The organism is Mesorhizobium sp. M0019, from assembly GCF_040323975.1.
Classification (GTDB): Bacteria; Pseudomonadota; Alphaproteobacteria; order Rhizobiales; family Rhizobiaceae; genus Mesorhizobium.
Genome location: NZ_JAMYVK010000015.1, coordinates 1 through 2,500 on the forward strand (window position 1 = coordinate 1; position 2,500 = coordinate 2,500).

Consider the following 2,500-nt stretch of genomic DNA (forward strand, 5'->3'; position numbering starts at 1 on the left):
CGCCTGACCTTCACGCATCGCCATCATAGAGCCCGCCGCGCCCACGCACGCGTGCCAATCATGCGGCCTTCGTCGTATGCGTACGCTTCGTGCGAGGCCTGACGGGATCGAACCAATCGGCCAGCAAAACGAAAACGGCCCGCACAAGGCGGGCCGTTTTCGTATTTTGGTTGCGGGGACAGGATTTGAACCTGTGACCTTCAGGTTATGAGCCTGACGAGCTACCGGGCTGCTCCACCCCGCGTCAACCCTAAAGGTAAGCCTTGGCTCACCGGATTCAAGCTTCCGCCAAATGAAAGGGCCGCTTACGCGGCCCGATATCCCGTTGGCGGGCCTGTTCGTAAGGAGAAGATTAAACAACGTGCGCTTGGCAGACCTGGCAGCGACCTACTCTCCCGCGTCTTGAGACGAAGTACCATCAGCGCTGGAGCGTTTCACGGCCGAGTTCGGAATGGGATCGGGTGCAGCCGCTCCGCCATAACCACCAGGTCGGCAAAACGCACGTTGCTCGAGAAGCTGTTTTCTGTGCCATCCATCTCGGCGCAATCCAAGGATTGTCACCAGAAATGGGCATTAGGAATGAGAACGATCAAGCCGATCGAACTATTAGTACCGGTAAGCTTCAAGCGTTGCCGCTCTTCCACACCCGGCCTATCAACGTGGTCGTCTTCCACGGTTCTCAGGGAATACTCGTTTTAAGGTGGGTTTCCCGCTTAGATGCCTTCAGCGGTTATCCCGTCCGGATATAGCTACCCTGCTATGCGGCTGGCGCCACAACAGGTCCACCAGAGATCCGTCCATCCCGGTCCTCTCGTACTAGGGACAGATCCTTTCAATATTCCTACACCCACGGCAGATAGGGACCGAACTGTCTCACGACGTTCTGAACCCAACTCACGTACCGCTTTAAATGGCGAACAGCCATACCCTTGGGACCTGCTCCAGCCCCAGGATGCGATGAGTCGACATCGAGGTGCCAAACAACCCCGTCGATATGGACTCTTGGGGGTCATCAGCCTGTTATCCCCGGCGTACCTTTTATCCGTTGAGCGATGGCCCTTCCACGCGGGACCACCGGATCACTATGACCGACTTTCGTCTCTGCTCGACTTGTCAGTCTCGCAGTCAGGCAGGCTTATGCCATTGCACTCAGCGAACGATTTCCGACCGTTCTGAGCCCACCATCGCGCGCCTCCGTTACTCTTTAGGAGGCGACCGCCCCAGTCAAACTACCCACCATACATTGTCCCGGACCCGGATAACGGGCCGCGGTTAGACATCCATAGTGATAAGGGTGGTATTTCAAGGGTGGCTCCACCTGAGCTGGCGCCCAGGTTTCAAAGCCTACCACCTATCCTACACATGCCACTACGAATGCCAATGTAAAGCTATAGTAAAGGTGCACGGGGTCTTTCCGTCTAACCGCAGGAACCCCGCATCTTCACGGGGAATTCAATTTCACTGAGTCTATGCTGGAGACAGCGGGGAAGTCGTTACGCCATTCGTGCAGGTCGGAACTTACCCGACAAGGAATTTCGCTACCTTAGGACCGTTATAGTTACGGCCGCCGTTTACTGGGGCTTCGATTCAGAGCTTGCACCCCTCCTCTTAACCTTCCAGCACCGGGCAGGCGTCAGACCCTATACGTCGTCTTGCGACTTCGCAGAGCCCTGTGTTTTTGATAAACAGTCGCTACCCCCTGGTCTGTGCCACCCTCCCATGCTTGCGCATGAAAGGGTCACGCTTCTTCCGAAGTTACGCGTGCAATTTGCCGAGTTCCTTCAGCATAGTTCTCTCAAGCGCCTTGGTATACTCTACCAGTCCACCAGTGTCGGTTTCGGGTACGGTCTATAAGGAGGAGCTATTTCCTGGAACCACGCAGCAGCCCTTTCAATCCGATAAGATTGGACTACCTCAATGATCCGTCACTTCCTCCAGGCCCACGAATATTAACGTGGTTCCCATCGTCTACGCATTTCTGCCTCGACTTAGGGGCCGGCTAACCCTGCTCAGATTAGCTTTAAGCAGGAACCCTTGGACTTTCGGCGGGGGAGTCTCTCACTCCCCTTACGTTACTCATGTCAGCATTCGCACTTCTGATACCTCCACCACCCCTCACGGGTATGGCTTCATCAGCTTACAGAACGCTCCGCTACCGCTTGCATTGCTGCAAACCCTAAGCTTCGGTGTATGGCTTTAGCCCCGTTACATTTTCGGCGCAAAGACCCTTATTTAGACCAGTGAGCTGTTACGCTTTCTTTAAATGATGGCTGCTTCTAAGCCAACATCCTGGTTGTTTTGGGATCCTCACATCCTTTCCCACTTAGCCATAACTTGGGGACCTTAGCTGTAGGTCAGGGTTGTTTCCCTTTTCACGACGGACGTTAGCACCCGCCGTGTGTCTGCCGACTATTACTCCCAGGTATTCGGAGTTTGGTTAGGTTTGGTAATCCGGTGAGGACCCCTAGCCCATCCAGTGCTCTACCCCCTGGGGTATTCG

Annotated in this window: 1 tRNA gene and 2 rRNA genes (1 of these 3 cut by a window edge); all 3 read right to left on the reverse strand. The window is 55.0% G+C overall.

The features are described 5' to 3' along the window. Nucleotides 1-167: 167 nt before the first annotated feature. A tRNA-Met gene (locus NKK47_RS13205) sits at nucleotides 168-244 on the reverse strand. Between the two features lie 130 nt (nucleotides 245-374). Further along, nucleotides 375-489, reverse strand: a 5S ribosomal RNA gene (rrf, locus tag NKK47_RS13210). Between the two features lie 96 nt (nucleotides 490-585). Continuing rightward, a 23S ribosomal RNA gene (locus tag NKK47_RS13215) occupies nucleotides 586-2,500 on the reverse strand (it continues 884 nt past the right edge of the window).